2 protein-coding genes are annotated in these 499 nt (G+C 64.9%); both read left to right on the top strand.

Going from position 1 to position 499, the window contains the following annotated elements; translation table 11 throughout:
• Window positions 1–286 (top strand): TAXI family TRAP transporter solute-binding subunit (locus DNK49_RS23330; RefSeq protein WP_207807118.1); only part of this gene is annotated, 286 nt, incomplete at its 5' end.
• 6 nt (window positions 287–292) lie between these two features.
• On the top strand, window positions 293–499 hold a 207-nt coding region (locus tag DNK49_RS23325; protein WP_133255182.1), incomplete at its 3' end, for a hydantoinase/oxoprolinase N-terminal domain-containing protein.

Here is a 499-nt window from a genome sequence, read left to right as displayed (position 1 = left end):
GCCCACGGTACTGGCCTGTCGTGCGGATACGCCGGACGACGAGGTCTATGCCGTCGCACGCTCGATCTACCATCATCGTGCCGCGCTGACGCAAACCTCGTCCTCGACCTACGGCCGCGTCGATGCGCAATTCGCGATCAACGGCCTGACGGCGCCGCTGCATTCCGGCGCGGCGCGGTTCTTCGAGGAAATGGGCGTCGCCGTATCGGCTTCCAATTCCAACCGGGGCGAGCCCGGCACGGCGCCACGTCCTGCGATGTCACGCGTCAGAACGGGGGAGAGATAGTCAGGCATGTTCCGCATCGGCACCGATATCGGCGGCACCTTCACGGACTTCGTCGTGGTCGACGATCGTACCCGGGAGCTGCGGCTGGAAAAAACCCTGACCACGCCGCACGATCCATCCGAAGGCATCTTCGACGGCTTGGAGCTGCTGGCGCGTAACGACGGCACACTGCTGACCGATGCGGCGAAACTGGTGCATGGCACGACCCTGGTC

Origin of the sequence: Parazoarcus communis SWub3 = DSM 12120, from assembly GCF_003226565.1 — a bacterium.
In the GTDB taxonomy this organism is placed as follows: domain Bacteria; phylum Pseudomonadota; class Gammaproteobacteria; order Burkholderiales; family Rhodocyclaceae; genus Parazoarcus; species Parazoarcus communis.
The sequence above is the reverse complement of the archived record's forward strand: the minus strand, read 5'-3'. Positions and strand labels throughout refer to the sequence as shown.